The sequence below is a fragment of the Arthrobacter sp. ISL-69 genome (assembly GCF_018613775.1).
In the GTDB taxonomy this organism is placed as follows: domain Bacteria; phylum Actinomycetota; class Actinomycetes; order Actinomycetales; family Micrococcaceae; genus Arthrobacter.
Genome location: NZ_JAGGPO010000025.1, coordinates 18,444 through 37,072, shown reverse-complemented (window position 1 = coordinate 37,072; position 18,629 = coordinate 18,444). Strand labels below are relative to the sequence as shown.

General features: G+C 65.8%; 21 protein-coding genes. 7 read left to right on the top strand and 14 right to left on the bottom strand.

Translation table 11 applies throughout. From position 1 onward, the window contains the following. Nucleotides 1-11 precede the first annotated feature (11 nt). The 5 genes from sdhC to J7I79_RS18045 all read left to right on the top strand — a co-directional run bounded on the left by sdhC (nt 12) and on the right by J7I79_RS18045 (nt 4,477). Nucleotides 12-392, top strand: coding sequence for a succinate dehydrogenase, cytochrome b556 subunit (gene sdhC / locus J7I79_RS18065; protein WP_081818859.1), 381 nt, complete (start codon nt 12-14; stop codon nt 390-392). A 3-nt stretch (nt 393-395) separates the two neighbouring features. Beyond that, entirely contained in the window at nt 396-896 is a 501-nt protein-coding gene (locus tag J7I79_RS18060) for a succinate dehydrogenase hydrophobic membrane anchor subunit (protein ID WP_214955521.1), read from the top strand. 120 nt (nt 897-1,016) lie between these two features. Beyond that, nucleotides 1,017-2,816, top strand: coding sequence for a succinate dehydrogenase flavoprotein subunit (gene sdhA / locus J7I79_RS18055; protein ID WP_214955519.1), 1,800 nt, complete (start codon nt 1,017-1,019; stop codon nt 2,814-2,816). Nucleotide 2,817: 1 nt separating this feature from the next. Further along, entirely contained in the window at nt 2,818-3,600 is a 783-nt protein-coding gene (locus tag J7I79_RS18050; protein WP_214955517.1) for a succinate dehydrogenase iron-sulfur subunit, read from the top strand. Nucleotides 3,601-3,706: 106 nt separating this feature from the next. Continuing rightward, the gene (locus J7I79_RS18045) at nt 3,707-4,477 is read left to right on the top strand and encodes a S9 family peptidase (protein WP_214955515.1); all 771 of its coding nucleotides are present in this window, start codon (nt 3,707-3,709) and stop codon (nt 4,475-4,477) included. On the opposite strand, the gene J7I79_RS18040 is transcribed toward J7I79_RS18045, so the two are convergent. From J7I79_RS18040 to glyA, 13 genes are all read right to left on the bottom strand, one after another. Further along, on the bottom strand, nt 4,434-5,585 hold the full coding sequence (locus J7I79_RS18040; protein WP_214955513.1) for a YihY/virulence factor BrkB family protein: 1,152 nt from the start codon (nt 5,583-5,585) through the stop codon (nt 4,434-4,436). The two genes, J7I79_RS18045 and J7I79_RS18040, sit on opposite strands and share 44 nt — an antisense overlap. Next, nucleotides 5,533-6,078, bottom strand: a complete 546-nt coding sequence (locus J7I79_RS18035) for a 2'-5' RNA ligase family protein (RefSeq protein WP_214955650.1) — start codon at nt 6,076-6,078, stop codon at nt 5,533-5,535. The genes J7I79_RS18040 and J7I79_RS18035 overlap by 53 nt, the downstream gene beginning before the upstream one ends. A gap of 142 nt (nt 6,079-6,220) precedes the next feature. Beyond that, entirely contained in the window at nt 6,221-7,264 is a 1,044-nt protein-coding gene (trpS, locus tag J7I79_RS18030) for a tryptophan--tRNA ligase (protein WP_214955512.1), read from the bottom strand. Nucleotides 7,265-7,285: 21 nt separating this feature from the next. Then, nucleotides 7,286-8,119, bottom strand: a complete 834-nt coding sequence (locus J7I79_RS18025) for an exodeoxyribonuclease III (protein ID WP_214955510.1) — start codon at nt 8,117-8,119, stop codon at nt 7,286-7,288. A gap of 10 nt (nt 8,120-8,129) precedes the next feature. After that, on the bottom strand, nt 8,130-8,693 hold the full coding sequence (locus J7I79_RS18020) for a hypothetical protein (RefSeq protein ID WP_214955508.1): 564 nt from the start codon (nt 8,691-8,693) through the stop codon (nt 8,130-8,132). Nucleotides 8,694-8,751: 58 nt separating this feature from the next. Then, nucleotides 8,752-9,600 (bottom strand): ABC transporter permease, encoded by an 849-nt coding sequence (locus J7I79_RS18015; protein WP_214955506.1) that lies wholly within the window; start codon nt 9,598-9,600, stop codon nt 8,752-8,754. Further along, on the bottom strand, nt 9,597-10,481 hold the full coding sequence (locus tag J7I79_RS18010) for an ABC transporter permease (protein WP_396020212.1): 885 nt from the start codon (nt 10,479-10,481) through the stop codon (nt 9,597-9,599). Before J7I79_RS18010 ends, J7I79_RS18015 begins: the two co-directional genes overlap by 4 nt. Further along, nucleotides 10,474-11,397 (bottom strand): ABC transporter ATP-binding protein, encoded by a 924-nt coding sequence (locus J7I79_RS18005; RefSeq protein WP_214955649.1) that lies wholly within the window; start codon nt 11,395-11,397, stop codon nt 10,474-10,476. Before J7I79_RS18005 ends, J7I79_RS18010 begins: the two co-directional genes overlap by 8 nt. A 189-nt stretch (nt 11,398-11,586) precedes the next feature. After that, nucleotides 11,587-11,889, bottom strand: coding sequence for an SHOCT domain-containing protein (locus tag J7I79_RS18000; protein WP_251042973.1), 303 nt, complete (start codon nt 11,887-11,889; stop codon nt 11,587-11,589). Between the two features lie 145 nt (nt 11,890-12,034). Then, nucleotides 12,035-12,706, bottom strand: coding sequence for a response regulator transcription factor (locus J7I79_RS17995; RefSeq protein WP_214955502.1), 672 nt, complete (start codon nt 12,704-12,706; stop codon nt 12,035-12,037). Beyond that, nucleotides 12,703-13,872, bottom strand: a complete 1,170-nt coding sequence (locus J7I79_RS17990; RefSeq protein ID WP_214955500.1) for a sensor histidine kinase — start codon at nt 13,870-13,872, stop codon at nt 12,703-12,705. Before J7I79_RS17990 ends, J7I79_RS17995 begins: the two co-directional genes overlap by 4 nt. A gap of 103 nt (nt 13,873-13,975) precedes the next feature. Next, complete coding sequence (locus J7I79_RS17985) at nt 13,976-14,887, bottom strand: bifunctional methylenetetrahydrofolate dehydrogenase/methenyltetrahydrofolate cyclohydrolase (protein ID WP_214955498.1); 912 nt, start codon at nt 14,885-14,887, stop codon at nt 13,976-13,978. 8 nt (nt 14,888-14,895) lie between these two features. Then, entirely contained in the window at nt 14,896-16,203 is a 1,308-nt protein-coding gene (gene glyA / locus J7I79_RS17980; RefSeq protein WP_311380607.1) for a serine hydroxymethyltransferase, read from the bottom strand. A gap of 291 nt (nt 16,204-16,494) precedes the next feature. Between glyA and purU the strand changes: the two genes are divergently transcribed. Both purU and J7I79_RS17970 read left to right on the top strand, forming a co-directional pair. Further along, nucleotides 16,495-17,355 carry a formyltetrahydrofolate deformylase gene (purU, locus tag J7I79_RS17975; protein WP_214955497.1) on the top strand — a complete coding sequence of 287 codons (861 nt, stop codon included), beginning with the start codon at nt 16,495-16,497 and terminating at the stop codon, nt 17,353-17,355. Beyond that, a complete protein-coding gene (locus J7I79_RS17970; RefSeq protein WP_214955495.1) occupies nt 17,355-18,026 on the top strand; it encodes a class I SAM-dependent methyltransferase in 672 nt (223 codons plus the stop codon). Before purU ends, J7I79_RS17970 begins: the two co-directional genes overlap by 1 nt. Here the strand turns inward: J7I79_RS17970 and J7I79_RS17965 are convergent. Further along, on the bottom strand, nt 18,023-18,610 hold the full coding sequence (locus tag J7I79_RS17965; protein ID WP_214955493.1) for a DUF2231 domain-containing protein: 588 nt from the start codon (nt 18,608-18,610) through the stop codon (nt 18,023-18,025). The two genes, J7I79_RS17970 and J7I79_RS17965, sit on opposite strands and share 4 nt — an antisense overlap. Nucleotides 18,611-18,629: the final 19 nt, after the last annotated feature.

Sequence of the window (18,629 nt, the reverse complement as noted above, 5' to 3'; positions counted from 1 at the left end):
AGGTTTATTCAGTGCCGACAAAACCAGCTGGCACCTTGTACCGCGGCCGTGAAGGCATGTGGTCCTGGGTCGGACATCGCATTACAGGTGTAGTGATTTTCTTCTTCTTGTTGGTCCATGTGCTGGACACCTCATTGGTGCGCGTGTCCCCAGAGGCATATACCGCCGTGATCGGCGCCTACAAGAACCCCCTCATGGCCCTGGGTGAAACGGGCCTTGTCGCAGCGATCGTTTTCCACGCCTTCAACGGCCTGCGGATCATCGCCGTCGACTTCTGGAAGAAGGGCGCGAAGTACCAGCGCCAGATGCTGTGGACGGTCCTGATCCTTTGGGTCATCGTCATGGTCGGCTTCTCCATCCGCCACCTTTCCCTCGCCTTCGGAGGTCACTAAGCCATGACTGCTACCCAGATTCAGAATCCGCGAAGTGGACAAAACAGCAGCGGCAAGCCGGGCGCCGGACTGATCGCCCCGAAGTACCGCCGGACCGGGGGCTCGAAGGGCAACTTCGAGATGGCGGCCTGGCTGTTCATGCGGTTGTCGGGCGTTGTCCTGGTGGTCCTGATCTTCGGCCACCTCTTCATCAACCTCCTGGCCGGCGAAGGCATCCACGCCATTGACTTCGGCTTCGTGGCCGGCAAGTGGGCAGATCCGTTCTGGCAGTTCTGGGACCTGGCCATGCTCTGGCTCGCCATGCTGCACGGCACCAACGGCGTCCGCACCATCATCAACGACTACGCCGAGAAGGACTCGACGCGCTTCTGGTTGAAGACCGTCCTCTACGCCGCCACCACCGTCATCATCATCCTGGGCACCCTGGTGATCTTCACCTTCAACCCGTGCCCGCTGGACGCAAGCGGCGTACCGCTGCCGGGCGGCTTCTGCCCGGCCCCTTAGCGGCACCTTTCCCCGTCAGGGGATCAGCTGCGCCCGCACGGCGTGCGGGCAACGGTTTTACGGAGCAGGCTCCGCCCGCCCGTGGTTTTATAGCGAATTTTGAGAGAAAGAGCGTCTGGTATGCAGGTCCATAAGTACGACGTCGTCATCGTCGGTGCCGGTGGCGCTGGCATGCGCGCCGCGATCGAATCCGGTCAGCGCGCGCGCACAGCAGTACTGACCAAGCTCTACCCCACCCGCTCGCACACCGGTGCGGCGCAGGGTGGCATGTGTGCAGCACTGGCCAATGTCGAGGAAGACAACTGGGAGTGGCACACCTTCGACACCATTAAGGGTGGCGACTACCTGGTGGACCAGGACGCGGCCGAGGTCATGGCGAAGGAAGCCATCGACGCCGTGCTGGACCTGGAAAAGATGGGTCTGCCGTTCAACCGCACGCCGGAAGGCCGGATTGATCAGCGCCGCTTCGGCGGCCACACCCGTGACCACGGCAAGGCCCCGGTCCGCCGGGCCTGCTACGCCGCCGACCGTACGGGTCACATGATCCTGCAGACGCTGTACCAAAACTGCGTCAAGCACAACGTCGAGTTCTATAACGAGTACTACGTCCTGGACCTCCTGACGGTCGAGGAAGACGCCGTCCGCGAAGACGGCACGCCGTACAAGCAGAAGCGTGTTGCCGGCGTCGTGTCCTACGACCTCGCGTCCGGCGAACTGCACGTGTTCCAGGCCAAGTCCGTGGTGTTCGCCTCCGGCGGTGCGGGCAAGGTCTTCAAGACCACGTCCAACGCACACACCCTGACCGGTGACGGCATGGGCATTGCGTTCCGCCGCGGCATCCCGCTGGAGGACATGGAGTTCTTCCAGTTCCACCCGACCGGTCTTGCCGGCCTGGGCATCCTGCTTTCGGAAGCTGCCCGTGGCGAAGGCGCCATCCTTCGCAACTCTGAGGGTGAGCGCTTCATGGAGCGCTACGCCCCCACCATCAAGGACCTTGCACCCCGTGACATCGTGGCCCGCTCCATGGCCAACGAAGTCCGCGAAGGCCGCGGCTGTGGCCCGAACAAGGACTACGTCCTCCTTGACCTGACGCACCTTGAGCCGGCGCACATCGATGCGAAGCTGCCGGACATCACCGAGTTTGCCCGCACCTACCTCGGTGTTGAGCCGTACACAGAGCCGGTCCCGGTGTTCCCTACGGCGCACTACGCCATGGGCGGCATTCCCACCAACATCACCACTGAAGTGCTGCAGGACAACGACACCGTGGTGCCGGGCCTCTACGCGGCCGGCGAAGTGGCCTGTGTTTCGGTTCACGGCTCCAACCGACTGGGCACCAACTCGCTGCTGGACATCAACGTGTTCGGCAAGCGCGCCGGCATCGCCGCCGCAGAGTACGCCAAGACGGCTGACTTTGTGGAGCTCCCGGAGGACCCGGAGGCGTACACCATCGAACTGCTGGATATCGCCCGCAACGGCAACGGCGACGAGAAGGTGGCCGTGATCCGCAAGGAACTCCAGGACACCATGGACGCCAACATGCAGGTGTTCCGCACGGCCGACACGCTGAACCAGGTCCTCAAGGACATCGCGTCCTTCGAAGAGCGGTACAAGCGCATCAGCGTCCAGGACAAGGGCAAGCGCTTCAACCTGGACCTGCTCGAAGCCGTTGAACTGGGCTTCCTGCTGGAACTGGCCAAGGTCATGACGGTTGCTGCCCTGCACCGTGAGGAATCCCGCGGCGGACACTTCCGCGAGGACTTCCCGGACCGCGACGACGAAAAATTCATGAAGCACTCCATGGCGTACAAGGACGACCACGCCCCGGCTGACGGATCGGCCGAAGCAATCGCCGGCATCCGCCTGGCCACCAAACCGGTTGTCTTTACCCGCTACGAGCCGATGGTGAGGAAGTACTAAGATGACCGCTGAACTGGCTGAGCCAGCCTCCAAGATCGAGCTGCCCGCGCACATCGGAGGCGGCGGAGAGATCCCCACGTTCGACGTCACCCTGCGCGTGCGCCGTTACAACCCCGAGGTTTCCGAGGACGCCACCTGGGACGACTTCAAGGTGACCATGTACGGTACCGACCGCGTGCTGGATGCCCTGCACAAGGTCAAGTGGGAGATTGACGGTAGCGTCTCCTTCCGCCGTTCCTGCGCCCACGGCGTCTGTGGTTCCGATGCCATGCGCATCAACGGCCGCAACCGCCTCGCGTGCAAAACCCTGCTGAAGGACCTGGACACGTCCAAGCCCATCACGGTGGAACCCATCAAGGGCCTGCCGGTGGAGAAGGACCTGATCGTGGACATGGAGCCGTTCTTCCAGTCCTTCCGTGAAGTCATGCCGTTCCTGATCAACAAGGGCCACGAGCCCACGAAGGAACGCCTGCAGTCCGCCGAGGACCGTGAGCGCTTCGACGACACCACCAAGTGCATCCTGTGCGCCGCGTGCACGTCCTCCTGCCCGGTCTTCTGGACCGACGGCCAGTACTTCGGCCCGGCAGCGATCGTGAACGCCCACCGCTTCATCTTCGATTCCCGTGATGACGCCGGCGACATGCGCCTGGAGATCCTGAACGACAAGGAAGGTGTGTGGCGCTGCCGCACCACCTTCAACTGCTCCGAAGCATGCCCCCGCGGCATCCAGGTGACCCAGGCAATTGCCGAGGTCAAGCAGGCAATCCTCGCCCGCAAGATCTAGCGCCCGTTCACGAACGGACGATAAACAGCCGACGGCGTCGCTCACCTCACGGTGGATGGCGCCGTCGTCGTTTTAACACACGACAGCCACAACGAAAGGGGACGCCGTGTCCCGCTCCGAAAAAGTCTCGTTCGAAGGTTCCACCGGAGAACTGCTCTCCGGCATCCTGGACCGCCCCGACGGGCCGGTGAGGGGCTGGGGAGTCTTCTCGCACGGCTTCACCCTCGGCAAGGACCACCCTTCCGCGTCACGGATGTGCAAGGCGCTGGCGGACAACGGGGTGGGCATGCTCCGCTTCGACAACCTTGGCCTGGGAGAGTCGGCCGGGCTGTGGTCTGAAGGCTCGTTCAGCCACAAGGTGGCCGACACGGTCCGCGCCGCGGAATTCATGCGCGCCGAGGGCACGGAAATATCGCTGCTGGTGGGGCATTCCTTCGGCGGTGCCGCCGTCCTGTCCGCGGCCCGGCACATTCCCGAACTCGACGCCGTGGCCACCGTGGGAGCCCCGTTCTCGCCGAAGCACGTGGCCCACGTTTTTGACGCAGCCCTGGACCGGATCCTGAGCGAAGGCAGCGCGGAGGTGGACCTCGGCGGCAAGCGTGTTGAGATCCGCCGGCACTTCGTCGAGGACCTGGAAAACGCCGACCTGACCGACTGCATCAAGCGCCTGCACAAGCCCCTGATGGTCCTGCACTCCCCCACCGACAACACCGTGGGGATCGAGAATGCCAGCACCATTTTCCAGACCGCCCGGCACCCGCGCAGCTTCGTCTCGTTGGAAGGCAGCGACCACCTGCTGACCGGGAAGGGCCAGGCCGCCCGTGCCGCGCTGATTATTTCCGCGTGGGCCGCTCAGTACCTCGACGCCGGACGCTAGCTGCCTGGCGCTCCCGCTCGACGGGCGTTTTTCCCGGCTGCACCTGGCGTGAACCCCAGCCGGTCGCCTTGGGGGCGGGGGCGTTGTTGAGGTCTTCTTCCCGGACAGCGGACCACGCGGCCGAAACCAGGTAGACCTGGCTGACCAGGTTGAACCAAATGAGCAGGCCGATGATGATGGCAAAGGGCGCCAGGATGGGGTTGCGGCCGGCGCTGGCGAGGAGCTCAGTGCTGAAGATCTGCAGCACCGTGGTTCCCGCCGCGGAGAGGATAGTCCCTTCCAGCAGTGCCCGGCGGGACAGCTTCAGCCCTGCGGCAAGACGGAACATGATCACGGCCGTGACCAACCCCAGGGCCAGTGGGACACCGACCTTGATGGACGTGGTCAGCGGCCATGACATGACCGGATCCAGCTGCAGCTGCTCAGTGACCCAACCGGCCGCAGTGCCGAAAATCAGCGACGCACCTGCGCTGATCACGAGTGCCACGCCGAGCAGCAGCAGGGTGCCGGCGTCGCGAAGTATCTGCAGGACCGGGTTAATCCCACGCGGGCCGAGCTGCATCATGCCCCGCACACCGTCGCGGATGCCGCTGATCCAGCCCAGGGCCGTGAAAACCGTCACCGCAGCGGCGATCACGGCGGTCCAGCCGAGGCCGGCGGGATTCAGCAGATCCCGCGGGTCGACCAGGCCGTCGCCGTCGCCGACCTTTAGGAGGCCCGGCGCGGTCACGACCACGCTCTTGATGATTTGGCCCAGCAACGCAGGCTGTCCGCTCAGGAATAGGCCAGCGAGGGAGAACCCGGTGGCCAGCAGGCCCGTGATGGAGAAGAACATCCGGAAGCCGATGCCGGCCGCCATGAGCGGCCCGTGCTGCAGGTTGTAGTGCTGGAACACCCGCATGGGCCGGAACGCGTTCAGGCGGGCAAGCAGCCACTGGAACATGGCGGGAAGCCCGGCGGCTGCCCTGCTGCCGGACCTGCGGGCTTTGCTCCACTCGACCTTCTTCCGGCTCACTTCCAGCTTTAGCCGGGCGCGCTCCGTGGGAAGCGGAGGCTCAGCGCCGTTCTGCGCCGGACTTGCCTCGGGCGTGGTCAGTTTCGATGCCAAAGTCGAGTTCTTCCCTTAGCTGCCAAATGCCGTTGATGTCGTGCTCGTACAGCCCCATGCTAACCACAGGGAACGTGGCCCGGTAATCCTTGAGCACCGCTTCGGCCTCATCCAGGCTCTCCGGCGCCACATCGTGGGCAATGGTCACATGCGGGTGGTAGGCAAACGGCAGTTCCCGTTCCAGCGGCCCGGTCTGCAGCTGTTCGTGCAGGCTCACGCAGTCGCCGAAGCCGTCTTCGACGTTCAGGAAGACCACCGGGGAAACGGGCCGGAACGAGCCTGTTCCGGCGATGGTGACCGTGAACGGCTGCTGCTTGCGCGCCACCTCATGGACATGGCTGCGGGTGGCTTCCCAGTCCTTGGTGGGCGTGGTGGTGACCAGCGTGATGTGCGCGGGGATCACCCCGGCCATGGGGTCGCCGAAGGAGGCCCGCCAGCGCTGCAGTTCCTCGGCAATGTCAGGCGGGAAACCCAGGATGACGCCGACGCTCATGCCGTCGGTCCTGGCCTGGCGGTTACCCGGCGCGGTGCCACGGACGACGGCAGCGTCATCATCGGCGTCAACGAATTGTCCCTCTCCGCGGTATGCAGGGGAGTTTTCGCTTGCGGTGACCTTGCTGACGGATGACATGGGGCTAGCGGACTCCTGCGAGGCTGAGGGACGGCAGGAAGCCCATGCGCTCATAGACCTGGCCGAGGGTCACGGACGCGATTTCCCGGGCGCGTTCGGCGCCCTGGGCCAGGAGCCTGTCCAGCTCCGCCGGGTCCGCCATCAGTTCGTTGGTCCGGTCCCGGAGGGGCGTGATGAAGTCGACCATGACATCGGCGAGGTCCTTCTTGAGGTGGCCGTACATCTTGCCCTGGTATTCCGCCTCGAGCTCGGCCACGGTCTTCCCGGTCAGCGTCGAATAGATGGTGAGCAGGTTGGACACGCCCGGCTTGGCTTCGGCATCGAACCGGATCTCCGTTCCGGTGTCGGTCACTGCTGACTTGATGCGCTTGGCCGCGAGCTTGGGGTCCTCCAGGAGCTGGATGGAACCGTGGGGCGACCCTCCTGTCTTCGACATCTTGGCCGTCGGGCTCTGGAGGTCGTAGATCTTGGCGGTGGCCTTGAGGATGGTGGCCTCGGGGACGGTGAACGTGTGGCCGAAGCGGGCGTTGAAGCGCTGGGCCAGGTTCCGCGTCAGTTCCAGGTGCTGGCGCTGGTCCTCGCCGACCGGCACAAGGTCGGTCTGGTACAGGAGGATGTCCGCGGCCATCAGGGTGGGGTACGCGAACAGGCCGAGGGTTGCGGCGTCCGTACCCGACTTCTGCGTCTTGTCCTTGAACTGCGTCATGCGGGCTGCTTCGCCGAAGCCCGTGATGCAGTTCAGGGCCCAGGCCAGCTGGGCGTGCTCGGGCACATGGGACTGCACGAAGAAGATGCTCTTGTCCGGGTCGATGCCCGCGGCAATGTACTGCGCGGCAACCACGCGGGTGCGCTTGGCCAGCTCGGCGGGTTCGAAGTCCACCGTGATGGCATGGAGGTCTGGGATGAAGAACACGGCGTCGTATTCGGCCTGCATGTCGACCCAGTTGCGGACCGCGCCAATGTAGTTGCCCAGGTGCAGCGAGTCCGCTGTGGGCTTGGCACCGGAGAGGATGCGTTTCTTGGTCACGGGGGAAGTCGAGCTAGTCATTGTAAGAAAAACCTTCGGGGCTCAGAGCTGGTAGTCCACTACCAGCGGTGCGTGGTCGGAGAAGCGGGTGTCCCATGACGGCGCCCGGTCCACCACTGCCGAAATCGCGGCGGCAGCAAGGGCAGGGGTCGCCATGTGGTAGTCGATGCGCCAGCCTGTGTCATTGTCAAAGGCTTTGCCGCGCTGGGACCACCAGGTGTAGGGGCCGTCGACGTTTCCCGCCAGGCCCCTGTGGACATCCCTCCATCCGATTTCTTCGCCGAAGAAGCGGTCGAAGTAGGCACGCTCCTCCGGAAGGAAGCCGGCACGCTTGACGTTGCCCTTCCAGTTCCTGATATCCAGTTCCGTGTGGCCCACGTTCAGGTCGCCCACCACGAGGGCATGGTCGCTGTGCTTTGCCAGCCCCGGAAGACGGTTGACCATAACGTCGAGGAAACGGAACTTGTCGTCCTGTTTGGGCGTTCCTGCCTCGCCGGAGTGCACGTAGGCGCTCACCACTGTCAGTGTGGCGGCTGCACCGGCGGCGTCCGTCACCCGGAAGTCTGCCTCGACCCAGCGGCCCGCGGTGGCAAAGTAGTCGTCGCCGATGTGTGGGCGGGTGGCCAGCGGCTCAGTGCGGGAGGCAATGGCCACGCCGGCGCGGCCCTTGGCCTCGGCTTCCTCATGCAGGATGAACCAGCCCTCGCCAAGGAGCTGCCGAACGATCGCGTCGGGTGCCCTGACCTCCTGGAGGCAGAGAATGTCCACGTCCCGGGGTTCAAGCCATTCCGCCATGCCGTTCTTGTAGGCGGCGCGGAGGCCGTTGACGTTGACTGATGCGATGCGAAGGTGGTCCTTCTTCAATGCCGAGCTCACCCGCTCCACTCTAGTCGATGATGGTTCCGCTGACGGGTTCGTCAGCGCCACCGGAGGACTTGATCATGTCCCTGGCGTTGGTGGCCGTGATTTCGATGGTTTCCAGTGCGCGGCGGATGGTGTCCTGGTCTGCTGCGTCGCCCTTGGCCCGTTCCTGGTCGACGACGCGCACCTGCACCTGCACGATCTTGAAGGAGTGGTCCAGCTTCAGGTTCCGGACTTCGTCAGCCTCGCTGCGTGACTGCACCAGGCGGGTGCCGCCGTGATCGGCACTGCCCGACGACGGCGCGCGGCCGGTCGCGGCGTTGAAGGCGTTCTGTGCCTCGTTGAGTTTGGCGGTCGCCTTCTTGGCCGCCTTCTGGATGCTGAAGACGACGAACGCGGCAAGCGCGAGCCAGAACGCGGCGATGATGGCCACAACCCAGCCCACGACGTCGTTCTGGTTGGCGGCGAAGATGACGGCGACGATGAAGGCAATGACGAACACCATCATTCCTGGGCCGCTGATCCGGAGCATGGAGAACCCGCCCTTGGCCGGGTTGGACGCAGAGTTAGGGTTACCCAGAGTTCGCATGCCTCCATTGTCTCAAACACGCGACGGTGGAAATGGCCGCTTCCACCCCGGGCGAACGCTACTTCAGGAACAACTTGCGGAGGCGCCCGGCGGTGAGCATGACACCAAGCACGATCATCACGAGGTAGTACCCGACATGGATGGCCGTGGCGGGGCTGAAAATTCCCACGCTGATCTGCCGGAGCAGCTCAACCCCATGCCACAGGGGCATGGCCTGGATGAGCCACTGGATGTACTGCGGGTACACGCTGAGCGGGTAGAAGGTGGCGCTGAAAAGGAACATGGGGAGCATCACGAAGTTGATCCAGTCCATCTGCTGGAAGGTCTTCATGAAGCTGGTGATCCCCATCCCGAAGCTCGCGAAACCGAAGGCGATCAGCACGGACGCAGGAATCATGAGGATGGCCCAGGGCGTGGTGATCAGCCCCATGATTCCCATGACGGCGGTGAACCCGGTGGCGTACAGCAGGCCCCGCAGCAGCGCCAGGAAGATCTCCCCCATGGCCACGTCCAACGGCCCCAGGGAAGTGTAGAGCATGCCCTGGTACAGCTTGGCGAAGTTCATCTTGAAGAAGACGTTCCAGGTGGAGTCGTACACGGCACCGTTCATCGCAGAGACGGCCAACAGCGCCGGGGCAATGTACGCGGCGTAGCTGATTTCCTGGCCGCCGGGGCCTTGCACGGCGCCCACGATCGCGCCCAGGCCCACACCCATGGAGATCAGGTAGAGCACCGGCTCGAAGAAGCCGGAGAGCATCACCATCCAGTTGCTGCTCTTGGTGGCCATGAGCCCGCGGGCGATGACTGCTTTAACGTTCCGTGAGTACATGGGCCCGAAGCGGCGGTTCCGCGCCGCTTCGGTGACGCTGTGGCCCCTTGGGTTGTGACTTTCAGCCAGAACGCTCATTGGCCCAGCCTCCTGACGAATTGGCGCTTGGTGAGCATCCAGCCGGCAACGGCGAGACCCACCAGGAACACGATGTGGGCGATGGTCAGCAGCGGGGGTTCCCCATAGCCGTAGCTGAAGACCCGGCCCAGTTCCGTGCCGTGCCAGATCGGCGAAATCCAGCCGATCCACCGCACCGCGAGCGGCAGCGAATCGAGCGGGAAGAACGTTCCCGAGAACAGGAACAAGGGGGTCACGATGAACCGCATCACCATGGCGAACTGGCCCTTGTCCTCCTTGATGGACGCGGCATAGGCCATGAGTGGCAGGCCGAACGAGAGCCCTGCCAGCGTGGCCACCAGGACAGACACCCAGCCCCAGCCGCTCGGCGACGCACCGAAGAGCGCCACCACCACGAAATAGATGGCGGACTGCAGCAGGAACCGCAGCGTCACGGCCATGATGTGGCCGGAGGCGATCTGTTCCGGAGTGAGGGGTGAAGCGTGCGGCCCGTAGTAGACGCGCCGCCATTTGAACCCGTCCATGACCGGGAACGTGAATTCGTTGGCTGCCGTCATGACCGCAGCCGAGATCAGCAGGGCAGGGGCAATGAACGCGAGGTAGCTGACGCCGCCGAATGCCGCTTCGCTGTTCGTGTCCACCAGGGTGGCCAGGCCCACGCCCATGGCGAACAGGTACGCCACCGGCTGGCCCACGCCGTACATCACGATGGTCCAGCCGTAGCCCTTCATGACGCGGAGGACCTGCTCGGCGTAGTAGAAGGAGCCCCAGCGGCGGGCACGGGCCGCGGACACGGCCGGCGAGTGGGCGGGAAGCAGGGCGGGCGCGGCAGGACCGCGGCCGCCGGCATCCGAAACGGAAGGCGCGGACTGATCAGTCAACGAGGCTCCTACCGGTGAGGCGGAGGAAGACGTCCTCCAGGGATGACCGGCGGACGAGCGAGGTGACCGGGCGCAGTCCGCGCGCGGAGACCTGTTCCAGGGCGGCCTCGCCGTCGTGGGCGTAGATCAGCACCCGGTCCGGGAGCGTCTCCAGCCGCTCGCCGATGCCCTCCAGTTCGGCACCGATGGTGGCGTTGCGTTCCGAGCCGAAGCGCAGCTCCAGGACTTCACGGGTGGAGTACTCCCGGATCAGGCTGGCGGGCGAGCCCTCGGCCATGATCCGGCCCTTGTCCACGACGATCAAACGGTCGCACAGCTGTTCGGCCTCGTCCATGTAGTGCGTGGTCAGGATGAGCGTGACGCCCTGTTCCTTGAGCCGGAACAGCCTGTCCCAGAGAATGTGCCGGGCCTGCGGGTCCAGGCCCGTCGTGGGCTCGTCCAGCAGCAGGATCCGGGGTTCGTTGATCAGCGAGCGCGCAATGGTCAGCCGCCGCTTCATGCCGCCGGAGAGGGCGTCCACCTTGGACTTGGCCTTGTCCGTCAGCTGGGCGAACTCCAGCAGCTCATCCGCTTTGGGACGCAGGTAGCTCATCGGCAGCCCGAAGTAGCGGCCGTAGACCAGCAGGTTGTCGCGCACCTTGAGCTCTTCGTCGAGGTTGTCCTGCTGTGGCACAACACCCAGGTGGGCTCGGACTTCCGGCCCGTGGCTTTCCGGGTCCAGCCCCATGATGGACAGGCTTCCCGAGGTGCGCTGCGAGACGCCGCCAATCATCTTCATGGTGGTGGACTTGCCGGCCCCGTTGGGGCCAAGCAGGCCGAAGGCCTCGCCGGCCGGGACACTGAAGGAAATGCCGTCGACGGCGGTGACGTCGCCATACGTTTTGGTGAGGTTCTCGGCGGTGATGACGTACTGCATCTGGTCGCCCTGGGTCTGGCTGCGGGATGGTTTGCTTGACAGTTCTTCGTTGGACACAAGTTCAGGCACCCACACAACGTTAGTACTCACGTTCGAACAAAGAAAGAGTTGAATCTCAAAAAATCCATTCGATTTTGTCCGCCCCGTCCCGTCTCCGGCGCCCTGCTGTTGAGGGCGCCGGAGGCGGTCTTACTTTTCCTCTGCGCGGAGGACCTGCAGGCGCTGGCGGTACTCCGTTTCGTCGATTTCCCCGCGCGCGTACCGTTCGCGGAGCACTCCTTCACCGCCTTGTCGCGCCGCCCAGCGGTGGTTAGTCCGCCACGTCCGGCGGGCGATGAAAATGATCAGGCCGATGACCAGGATCCAGAACAGCGGAAACAGCAGGAACCAGGGCGAGAACCCGCCGTCGTACCACGGGGCATGGACGGCGACGCCGGCCGGAAGTTGCACCGCCGCCGCCTGCACAGCGGCCGTGCCGATGGCGGTGCTCATGGCTGTCAACATGTCAGCTCCAAACTCTCAACGAGCCGTATCTCGGCTCTGCTTCAAGTCTGGTTTCGGGACGCCCCGCCGTCGTCCGGCGACGGGAGGCACTTGGGGCGGGCTGCGTACTCCCCCGGGAGGCGGCGGGGCCGCGTCAGCTGCTCCAGCCGGGCCGGACCAGGCCCGATTCATAGGCCAGCACCACCAGTTGCACGCGGTCCCGGACCTGCAGCTTTGCCATGATCCGCGAGACGTGGGTCTTGGCGGTCAGCGGCGTGATGAAGAGCCGCCCGGCGATTTCCGCGTTGTTCAGTCCCTCCCCCACCAGCCGGAGCACTTCGCGTTCACGGTCGGTGATCCGGTCCAGCCCGGCGTCGGGCGGTTTGCCGGCCGCGCGGGGCTGCAGGGCCAACTGGGCCATGATCCTGCGCGTCACTGACGGCGACAGGAGGGCGTCGCCGTCGTGCACCACGCGCACCGCGCGGAGCAGTTCCTCCGGCTCGGTGTCCTTGACGAGGAACCCGGCCGCGCCCGCCCGCACGGCCTCGGCGATGTACTCGTCCAGTTCGAAGGTGGTGAGGATGATGACCCGCGTTTCGGGAAGGGCCGGATCGGCCAGGATCCGACGGGTCGCGTCCAGTCCGTCACCCTGCGGCATGCGGATGTCCATGAGCACGACGTCGGGGTGCTCACGTGCCGCCAGCCGGACAGCGTCGTCACCGGTTCCGCATTCGGCCACGACTTCCATGTCCGGTTCGGCGTCCAGGAGCGCACGGAATCCGGCACGGATGAGCGTCTGGTCATCGGCGATCAGGATGCGGATCATTGCTGCCCCTCAATCTGAGCGCCCGTACTCGGGGTGCTACCCAGCGGCAGGACCGCCTGGACCCGCCACCCCGGATGCAGCGGGCGGAACCGGACCGTGCCGCCCAGCGCCGCCGCGCGCTCCCGCATCCCGGTCAGGCCGTTGCCCTCCGGTGCTCCGGCGGCGCCGCGGCCGTCGTCGTCGACCGTGATGGTGAGCTGTCCGGCGTCGGGCCCCTCCGCGGGAATTTCCAGCACGACGGCGGCGCGGCCGGCACCGGAGTGCCTCACCACGTTGGTGAGCGCCTCCTGCACGATCCGGTAGGCCGCTTCCTCCACGACTCCCGCGACCGGCGTGTTAGTTCCGGGGTCCGGGAGGGCCTGCAGCTTCACGTCCAGCCCGGTACGGCGCGCGCTCTCGGCAAGTTCGGGGAGCTTGCGCAGCCCTGGCCCCGACGCCGGACGGAGCGGTGCATCGTCCCGGAGCACGCCCAAGAGCTGGCGGACCTCGTCCAAGGATTCCTTGCTCGCCGCTTTGATGGCCTCCAGGGCGGGGCGGAACTGATCGGGATCCCGGTCCCCCAGGTGGAGTGCCACTGAGGCCCGGACGTTGATCATGGACAGCGAGTGCGCCACAACGTCATGGATGTCCCTGGCGAGGGCCAGGCGGTATTCGTCGCGCGCGGCCTGTTCGCGGGATTCCTGCTGGCGGCGCCTTTCGGCCACGCGTTCATGCCGGAGCCGGGCGGCCTCCCCCAGCAGCACCAGGATCACCAGCCACGATGTTCCGGCCACGGCCCGGATCAGGGCACCGTCGTCGCCGCTGGCCACAAAGTGGGCCACCAGCGCAGCCGCACAGGCCCCTGCCACCGTCCACGTCTGCCACCGCCTGCCGGCGGCCGCCGAGAAGACGATGGCCAGCGCCAGGGAGAGCAGCACGGGACCCCAGGGATATCCGGAGGCCAGGTACAGGAGGGTTGCCGCGGCAACCGCTGGGAGCATGACTGCCGGGGACCGCCGCCGGAGGGACAACGCTGCCGGGCCGGCGAGCAGCAGTACGAAGGCCAGGGCGTCCAGGGGCCGCGTGTCCGGCTGGCGCGCGGCGGCGAAGACCGTGCCCACCACCTGGACCACAGCCACGGCGATCACCACGAAGGCAGTGGGCGGACCCTGGAATCGGCGCGGCATACTCCGAGCCTAGCCGCGCCGACCGCCCGGCGTCGTCGGCTTAACGGCGTAGGGCGCCTACTCCCCGGGGAGTAGGCGCCCTGTTGCTTTTCAGTCAGCCGGCTTAGGCAGCGCCGGCGCGGCTTGCCGCCGCCAGTTGGCGTTCCGCGGCTTCGACCACGTTGGTCATCAGCAGTGCCACGGTCATGGGACCGACGCCGCCGGGGTTCGGCGAAATCCAGCCGGCTACTTCGGCAGCGGCAGGATCGATGTCGCCGTGGACCTTGCTCTTGCCCGTCTCGGGGTCGGTTTCACGGGTGACACCAACGTCGAGCACGGCAGCGCCCGGCTTCACGTCTGCGGCCTTGACGATGTGCTTGGCACCCGCCGCACCCACGATGACGTCTGCCTGCCGCAGCAGCTCCGAGAGGTTCTTGGTGCCGGTGTGCGTCAGCGTCACGGTGGCGTTCACGGCCCGCCGGGTGAGCAGCAGGCCGATCGAGCGGCCGATGGTGACGCCGCGGCCGACGACCACCACGTGTTTGCCGGCGAGGCTGTAGCCGTTGCGCTCCAGGAGCTCGATGACGCCGCGGGGCGTGCACGGCAGCGGCGAGGTGATCTCACCGTTGACGTTGAGCACCAGCCGGCCAAGGTTGGTCGGGTGCAGTCCGTCGGCATCCTTGGCGGGGTCGATCCGCTCGAGGATGGCGTCGGTGTCCAGGTGCTTGGGCAGCGGCAGCTGCACGATGTAACCGTGGCAGGCGGGGTCCGCATTGAGTTCGTCAATGAGGGCCTCAACTTGGGCCTGGGTGGCATCCGCCGGAAGCTCACGCTGGATCGAGTTCATCCCGATCTCCACAGACTGCTTGTGCTTCATGGACACGTACAGCTGCGAGGCAGGGTCCGCGCCCACGAGCACTGTGGCAATCCCCGGAGTGACGCCATGGGCCTTCAGTGCCGCGACACGCTCAGCCAGCTCGGATTTGATGGCGGCAGCAGCTGCCTTGCCGTCAAGGATCTTCGCGGTCTGCGCCATGGACGGGTTCACCACTGCTCGTGCTGCGGGTAGAGCGGGAAGTCGGCGGCGAGCTTGTCCACGCGGGCCTGCAAGGACTCGGTGTCCGTGGCGGAGCCGGCCTTCAGGGCGGTGGCGATGATCTCGGCAACCTCGGTGAACTCCTCGGCGCCGAAGCCGCGGGTGGCCAGGGCCGGGGTACCGATGCGCAGGCCGGAGGTGACCATCGGCGGGCGGGGGTCGAACGGAACGGCGTTGCGGTTCACGGTGATGCCCACGGAGTGCAGGAGGTCCTCGGCCTGCTGGCCGTCCAGCTGGGAGTTGCGCAGGTCCACCAGGACCAGGTGCACGTCGGTGCCGCCGGTGAGTACCGAGACGCCGGCTTCTGCGACGTCGGCCTGGTTCAGGCGGTCGGCAATGATCTTGGCACCTTCGAGGACGCGCTCCTGGCGCTCCTTGAATTCCTCGGTTCCGGCGATCTTGAAGGCAACGGCCTTGGCGGCGATGACGTGCATGAGCGGTCCGCCCTGCTGGCCCGGGAAGACGTTGGAGTTGAGCTTCTTGGCCCACTCCTGCTTGGCCAGGATCACGCCGGAGCGGGGGCCGGCGAGGGTCTTGTGCACAGTGGAGGTGACGACGTCGGAGTACGGCACCGGGCTCGGGTGCAGGCCCGCTGCCACCAGGCCGGCGAAGTGCGCCATGTCCGTCCAGAGGAGCGCACCGACTTCGTCGGCGATGGAGCGGAAGGCTGCGAAGTCCAGGTGGCGCGGGTAGGCGGACCAGCCGGCAATGATCACCTGGGGCTTCTCGGCGATGGCCTGCTCGCGGAGCTTGTCCATGTCAACGCGGAAGTTGTCCTGCTCCACCTGGTAGGCGGCCACGTTGTAGAGCTTGCCGGAGAAGTTGAGCTTCATGCCGTGGGTAAGGTGGCCGCCGTGGGCAAGGGAGAGTCCCAGGATCTTGTCACCGGGGGTGATCATGGCGGACAGTGCTGCGGCGTTGGCCTGTGCACCGGAGTGCGGCTGGACGTTGGCGTACTCGGCGCCGAACAGTTCCTTGACGCGGTCGATCGCCAGCTGCTCGGCGATGTCCACGTATTCGCAGCCGCCGTAGTAGCGGCGGCCCGGGTAACCCTCGGCGTACTTGTTGGTCAGGACGGAGCCCTGGGCTTCCATGACGGCGCGCGGAGCGAAGTTTTCGGAGGCGATCATTTCCAGGGTGCCGCGCTGGCGGCCAAGCTCCTGGTCCAGTACGGCGGCGATCTCGGGATCGAGCTCAGCCAGCGGCAGGTTACTGACGGTGGAGGAAGTGCTGACGGAAGTCGGTGATGTAGTCACGAAAAACTCCTGGCTAGGGATGGGCACTGCTAAGGTCAGGCTACCGGCTGTGACGTCGCCCCGCCCCTTGGTTAAGGGCAGCACGACGGCATGGATCGGCAGCGGTTAAACTGCCAACCGGCAAAACATGACCCTCGGCCCAGGCGTACGATCCGTGGTCTTCGTAGGTGCCGCTCCCTGATGGTTAGCCATCCAACGCCAGTTGCGACCGGTTAAGCCTATCAAAAACCTTTTATGTGGACCGTCCATCCCGTCGAAAGCAGAGCCTCCGCCGCGGGTAGGCTGTTCTTCGTGACTGAAGACCAGCTGGCCTCCGCCTACGTACTGACCCTTTCCTGCCCCGACCGTCCCGGCATCGTGCATGCCGTTGCGGGAGCACTGCTCGTGGCAGGCTGCAATATTACGGACTCGCAGCAGTACGGCAGCCAGTCCACCGGCACCTTTTTCATGCGGGTTGAGGCGACCACGGCTGGTTCGCAGGCTGACGTGTACGCGGCGCTGGAACCGGTGGCGGCTGCGTTCGGCATGCAGTGGAGCCTGAACCCCGAGGGACGCAAGGTCCGCACGCTGCTGATGGCGAGCAAGTCCGCCCACTGCCTCAACGATCTCCTGTTCCTGCAGCGCTCCGGCACGCTGCCCATCGAGATCCCCGCCATCGTGTCCAACCACCAGGAACTGGCCGGGCTGGCGGAGTTCTACGGCATTCCGTTCCACTACATCCCCGTCACCGCGGACACCAAGGTCCAGGCCGAGGACGAGCTGCGGAAGATCATTGCGGAGGAAGGCGTCGAACTGACCGTCCTGGCCCGCTACATGCAGATCCTGTCCAATGACCTGTGCACCGAGCTCACCGGCAAGGCCATCAACATCCACCACTCCTTCCTGCCGTCCTTCAAGGGCGCGAAGCCCTACCACCAGGCCCACACCCGCGGCGTGAAGCTGATCGGTGCCACGGCGCACTACGTCACGGCCGCCCTGGACGAGGGACCGATCATCGAACAGGAAGTCATCCGGGTGGACCACCGCCGCACCGCCGAACAGTTCGTGCAGATGGGCCGCGACGTGGAAGGCCGCACGCTGGCACAGGCCGTCCAGTGGCACGCCGAGCACAGGGTCCTGCTCGACGGGAACCGCACGGTCGTCTTCAACTAGTGGTCGAGCACTTCGCCACGGAGCATGGCGGCGAGGACCGGCTGGCCGCGTTCTACAACCAGAGGGCGGTCCTTCATCCGGAGCATCCGCTCACCCCTCAAAGGGTGGAGCAGCGGGACCGGTTCATCGCCCGGCTAAAGGCCGAAGGCCGGCACGGCGTGCTGGAAATCGGTTCCGGCCTGGGGCTCGACGGGCTGAAGTTCGTCCAGGCCGGGATCCACTACACCGGCATTGACCTGTCCGAAGAGCACGTGCGGATAGCAACGTCCAAAGGACTGAACGTCTCGGTTGCCAGCGCCCGGAGCCTGCCCTTCGCCGACGGCGCCTTCCCGGCGGTGTGGAGCATGAGCACGCTGCTGCACGTCCCCAACAGGGACATTGACGACGTCGTCCGCGAACTGGTGCGCGTGGCCGCCCCCGGGGCGCCGATCGCCGTCGGACTCTGGTCCGGGGACGACGAAGAGGTACTCAACCCCGAAGACGAAATAGAGCCGCCGCGCTTTTTCAGCCGCCGCAGCGACGCAGCGCTCCGGCGGATCTTCGGCCGGCACGGCGACATTGAGGAATTCGTCACGTGGCCGGAGGGCTCAGGCGCTGAATCAGGCCCGGGAGCGGGCCACTGGACACAGCATTACCAGTTCCTGGTCCTCCGCACTCCCCTGCCCAGCTAGGTACCCCGACGGGCGCTGCCCATGTATCCGCCCAGGAATGCGGCCGCAATCAACAGGAGTGCCCCGACCCGTGCCAGCCTGATGCCGAGCCTGTGCCGGCCCCGGAGCCGTGCAGTCCAGGATCCGAGGAAGATCAGCACGGCCACGCCGTTCAGCCCGGCATGGACGATGCCAACCCGCTTCGTTGCCCGGCCGGCCAAAGCCCACTCGGCCCATCCGGTCAGTGCGGTGGGCGCCGCGGCCAGAACGCCAAGGCCCACCAGCCGGGTGGCTGCCCGCTGGGTTCCGGGATCCGCGAACAGGTCGAGGTACATGGCCATGAACCAGGCTCCGAAGGGCACATCGGTCAGGATGCCGTGCAGGGGTATTCCGGTTGCGTCGCCGTGGAGGAAGCTGCGCATCCGCCGGTTTTCGACCAGGCGGCCAGCCTTCGGCTCGGCCACCGAGACGGCCGGGTCAAGGGCCTCGAGCTGCTCAATCCGCCGCATCAACCGGCGGAACCGGCCGGGCCCGCCGCCTCCGTCCTTCCGCAGGTGAAGTCCTTGCAGCTGAAGCCCGTGAGGGCCAAAACCCCGAAGTTCCATGGCCCCATGCTAGTGAGTC